Source organism: Centipeda sp. (in: firmicutes) (genome assembly GCF_057271695.1).
The window spans coordinates 1-4,973 of record NZ_DBHIVL010000112.1; the positions used below are offsets into that span (position 1 = coordinate 1).

The 4,973-nt window shown below is 51.7% G+C and carries 4 protein-coding genes; 2 read left to right on the forward strand and 2 right to left on the reverse strand.

Features of this window, described 5'->3' with window-relative positions; all coding sequences use genetic code 11:
• On the forward strand, window positions 1–1,447 hold a 1,447-nt coding region (locus tag ACO6BQ_RS11880), incomplete at its 5' end, for an ATP-binding protein (RefSeq protein ID WP_489121211.1).
• 14 nt (window positions 1,448–1,461) lie between these two features.
• Complete coding sequence (locus ACO6BQ_RS11885; protein WP_489121214.1) at window positions 1,462–1,626, forward strand: secretion protein HlyD; 165 nt, start codon at window positions 1,462–1,464, stop codon at window positions 1,624–1,626.
• On the opposite strand, the gene ACO6BQ_RS11890 is transcribed toward ACO6BQ_RS11885, so the two are convergent.
• Window positions 1,597–1,758, reverse strand: coding sequence for a hypothetical protein (locus ACO6BQ_RS11890; RefSeq protein WP_489121220.1), 162 nt, complete (start codon window positions 1,756–1,758; stop codon window positions 1,597–1,599). The genes ACO6BQ_RS11885 and ACO6BQ_RS11890 overlap by 30 nt on opposite strands.
• A gap of 20 nt (window positions 1,759–1,778) precedes the next feature.
• Window positions 1,779–4,835, reverse strand: a complete 3,057-nt coding sequence (locus ACO6BQ_RS11895; protein ID WP_489121217.1) for a type I restriction endonuclease subunit R — start codon at window positions 4,833–4,835, stop codon at window positions 1,779–1,781.
• Window positions 4,836–4,973: the final 138 nt, after the last annotated feature.

Here is a 4,973-nt window from a genome sequence, read left to right on the forward strand (position 1 = left end):
CGGGCAAAAAAGATACGTCAAGATGGCGTGGCTGAATTTATCAGTGCTTCCTCAAGACGAAAATAGACAAAAATGCGGATTCCGCAAAAACATCCCACAGGAGATTGCTACTCGTTTTGAAATCGGCTATAATTCAAATGGACAAAAATGCGGATTCCGCATTTTTATATCACAAAACAAAAGGATGATAAGAATGGAAATTCGCAGAGATCTCTACCTGAGCAAACTGATTTCCAAGCGCCACAATGGTCTGATTAAGGTTGTTACCGGTGTTCGCAGATGTGGGAAGTCCTATCTGCTCTTTGAACTGTTCCGAGCGTATCTTAATAGTGATCACGTTCCGGACGATCACATCATAGAAGTCGCCTTTGATGCTTATGAGAATAAAAAGTATCAGGATTCGGAAGTATTCTTCCCATATCTGACCGAGCGGATTCGCGATCAGGATCAATACTATGTTCTGTTAGATGAAGTGCAGCTTCTCGGAGATTTTGAGTCCATTCTGAACAGCCTGGTACGCAGAAAGAATGTCGATGTCTATGTAACCGGCAGCAATGCAAAGTTTCTTTCAAAAGATATCATTACAGAGTTTCGCGGACGCGGCGATGAAGTGCGCATGTACCCTCTGACCTTCGCGGAGTTCATGTCTGTATACGGAGGAGAAAAGGCTGATGGATGGCGCGACTATGTACTCTATGGTGGGCTTCCATTGGTACTTAATTTTGCCACGCCGGATCAGAAGTGCTTTTTCCTGAAATCCCTATTCGAGGAGACATATATCTCCGATATTATCGGCAGAAATAACGTCAGGAACAAAGCTGAGCTGGAAGATCTGCTGAATATCCTATCTTCAGCGATAGGTTCTCTAACCAATCCAAGCAAACTGTCGGCAACCTTTAAGAGCGTAAAGGGCAAGACGATTAGCAAGACAACGATCAAACGCTATATCGATTACCTCGAGGACTCTTTCCTGATCGACAGTGCAATTCGGTATGATATAAAGGGCAGAAAATATATCGATACACCCTCGAAGTATTACTTCACTGATCTTGGGCTTAGAAATGCCAGATTAAATTTCAGACAGGTCGAAGAAACACACGCGATGGAGAACATCATCTTTAATGAGCTGAAGGTCAGGGGCTATAACGTAGATGTCGGTGTGGTGGTGATGAATGAAACAGATCCGGCGGGCAAAAAGATCAGAAAACAGCTGGAGATCGATTTTGTCTGCAACAAGGGTTCCAAACGCTACTATATCCAGTCAGCTTTCACTATGCCGGATGAAAAGAAAATGCAGCAGGAACAACGATCTCTCATCAATACGGGGGATGGCTTCAAGAAGATAATCATCACAAAGGATGCTATTGTGCCACTTTACAATCAGGCAGGCGTTTTAGTGATGAGTGTTTACGACTTCCTGTTGAATCCGAACAGCATGGATCTATAGGAATCGCTGATAAAATGAAGTTCGTCGGATTGGTGCAGATTTTTTGTCCTGTCAAGGAGACAAACCGGACGCATAGCATAGACTATGTGGAGGATTCTAGGGCACAGACAGGGCGAAAAAGATGTGCTAAGACGGCGGTGCTGAATTTATCAGTGCTTCCTATAGGTCATTCCAAATGAACAATCATATCCTGTGCTGAGCAGGTGGACTTGCGTCCTGCTGCTCTTTTCCTTTGCGAATGGCGCGGGCGGCAGGGTGTCACCGCCCCAAGCACCGACCAGCGCACTCGGCATTCCCTTCGTCAGCTGCATGCATCTTCACTCCTACACGCCTACTCCCCCACAAGCCCCATAAATTTCTCAAAAAAAGCCTTCAGTTTCTCTATTACAGAGTGCTTCTTCTCCGCACGCCCTCCGCCGAAGCGACGCACGGGTGGGAGGATCGCGTCGATGGCAGTACCCGTGGTCTTGAGCCGACCGTCGCGGAACGTGCTCGCGACGAACTTTTCCGTCTCGTCGGGTTTCAGATTCTCCTCCGCTACGATGGAGGCGAGTGCCTTTTCCTTCTCCTCCGTGACGTATCTGCGCCAGTCCTCCATCACCCGCGTATCCGTATTGACAGTCGCAATGAACCCGTCGATCAGCTCCTTTTTGCTACGGAGTTCCGGGCTCGACCCAACGGCACGGTCGATTGCGCCAATGATGCTCTTGTCCGCACCGTTCGCAGCATGATACTTCTCCACGAGCATGAGAATGTAGTCGATGTTAATATCTACCTGCCGAATCAGTTCCAGCTCGAACACGACATCGTCGTTGATGTTCTCCTTCTCCGCATTCCCCTGCCCCGTCAATATATGGTGTATATCGAGATAGGAACTCTGGTAGTCCTGCAAATCGCGCGGCGGCAGCAGCGGATCGTCCTCCGCGAAATCGTCAAACGCCGTGAGGATGTTCCGCAGACGCAGGATGCTGCCGAAGATCCGCACAAAATCCTTCTGTGCCGTCTCGCCTAAGACCTGCTCACCGACAGCGAACTTCGCACGCAACTCTCTGATCAGCTCCGCATATCCCTTGTGATGCTGCCCCTTCTCATCGTCATACCCGTCATAGTAGTCACGGAATCCGCGCAGGAGCACGACACTCTCGGCATTCTCATCGCCAAAGAGCGAGATCGCATCATCCGTCGCCTTTGCCAGATTGCGGAATGCGACAATATTTCCAAACGTCTTGACCGAGTTCAGAATCCGATTCGTGCGCGAGAACGCCTGAATCAGCCCGTGGTATTTCAGATTCTTGTCCACCCAGAGCGTATTGAGCGTCGTCGCATCAAAGCCCGTGAGGAACATATTCACCACGATGAGGAGATCAATCTCACGCTTCTTCATCCGCTGCGAGAGATCCTTATAGTAGTTCTGGAACGAATCGCCGTCCGTCGAGAAATTCGTATGAAACTGCGCGTTGTAGTCCGCAATCGCATCATCAAGAAAGTCTCGGCTCGTGCGGTCAAGCCCCGCCGTATCAAAGTCCTCATCGGGCAGCGCATCCTCGGGATCGTCCTCATTCGCCGCATAGCTGAAGATGGTCGCAATCGTGAGACTTCGTCCCGCCTCCTTCAGCTGACGGCGCAGCTCCTCGTAGTACGCCATGCAGACAGGAATCGACGCGACGGCAAACATGGAGTTAAATCCGAGCACACGCTGCCCCTTGAGCGCGTATGCCTTACTCCGCATCGTCTTCTGGTCGAAATGCGCGAGAATGTATTTCGTCACCTCGTGAATGCGCTCGGGTGCGGCGAGTGCCTTTTCCCGATCAATCGCACGTACCTCTTTATCATCCACGTCATCTTTGCTCTTCATCGTATTGATGTAGTCAATACGGAACGGGAGCACATTACCGTCATTGATCGCATTCACAATCGTATAGGTGTGCAGCTTGTCCCCGAAGAGTTCTGGCGTTGTCCGCGCAGATGGCTTGCCCGCCCCTGCCGCATTCGGTGCAAAGATCGGTGTCCCCGTGAATCCGAAGACGTGATACTTCTTGAACGCCTTTGTGATCGCCGTGTGCATCTCACCGAACTGCGAGCGGTGGCACTCATCGAAAATCAGTACAACATGCTTGCCATAGATCGGGTGCGTCCTGTTCTGCCGGATGAAATTCGACAGCTTCTGTATCGTCGTCACCACAATACGCGCTCCATCGTCCGCAAGCTGCCGCGCAAGCACCGCCGTCGACGTATTGCCGTTCGCCGCCCCCTTCTCGAAGCGGTCATACTCCCTCATCGTCTGGTAGTCGAGATCCTTGCGGTCGACCACGAACAGCACCTTGTCAATCTCCGGCATTGCAGAGGCGAGCTGCGCCGTCTTGAATGAGGTCAGCGTCTTGCCCGAGCCCGTCGTGTGCCAGATGTAGCCGCCGCCCTCGATGCGCCCCCACGTCTTGTAATTGGACGAAATCTTGATGCGGCTGAGAATCCGCTCCGTCGCCGCAATCTGGTACGGACGCATGAGCATGAGCACTTCTTCCGTCGTGAAAATGCAGTACCGCGTGAGAAGCGCGAGCAGCGTGTGCCGTGCAAGAAACGTCCGCCCAAAATCCATCAGGTCGGTAATGAGGCGGTTGCCCGCATCCGCCCAGTAGGACGTGAACTCAAAGCTGTTGCTCGTCTTTTTGCTTGCCTTGCGCCCCGCAGCGTCCATCTCACGGATATGGCTCGCACGCGTCGTATTGGAATAGTACTTCGTATTCGTCCCATTCGAGATGACGAAGATCTGCACATACTCGTACAGCCCCGCGCCCGCCCAGAAGCTATCCCGCTGATAGCGGCGAATCTGGTTAAATGCCTGACGGACCTCCACGCCGCGCCGCTTCAGCTCCAGATGCACGAGCGGCAGCCCGTTCACGAGGATCGTCACATCATAGCGGTTCGTGTGTGCCGCCGCATGCTCCCCCGCGTCCACACCACCCTCCACCGCATACTGATTGATCACCTGCAGACGGTTGTTGTGGATGTTCTCCTTGTCAATCAGACGTATATTCTTCGTCGTGCCATCGTCACGTTTCAAATTCTGGATATAGTCCGTCTGGATGCGCCGCGTCTTCGCTACGATGCCGTCGCTCGCGGGTGCAATCGACGTCTTGAAAAAGCGTTCCCACTCCGCATCCGTGAAATCATAGTCGTTCAGTACCGAGAGCTGCGTGCGCAGATTGGCGATCAGCTCCGCCTCATCGTGAATGGGGAGATACGCATAGCCCTCCTCCTCCAGCAGACGGATGAGTGCCCGCTCCAGTGCCTCCTCCGACTGGTACGAGCCGTACGGCGCACGCTCCTCCCGCACATACTGTGCGAGTACCGTACTCTCCTCCGCGCTCGCGATGAGGTTATAGTACATGATGACCCTCGTTTCTTGATAAAATGATAAAGCATCTTGATTTTTATGCTTATTTGAGTTATAAAGTAAGCATAAAAATCAAGTTAGGGAATCGCTGATAAAATGAAGTCCGTCAGATTGGCGTAGATTTTTTCGTCC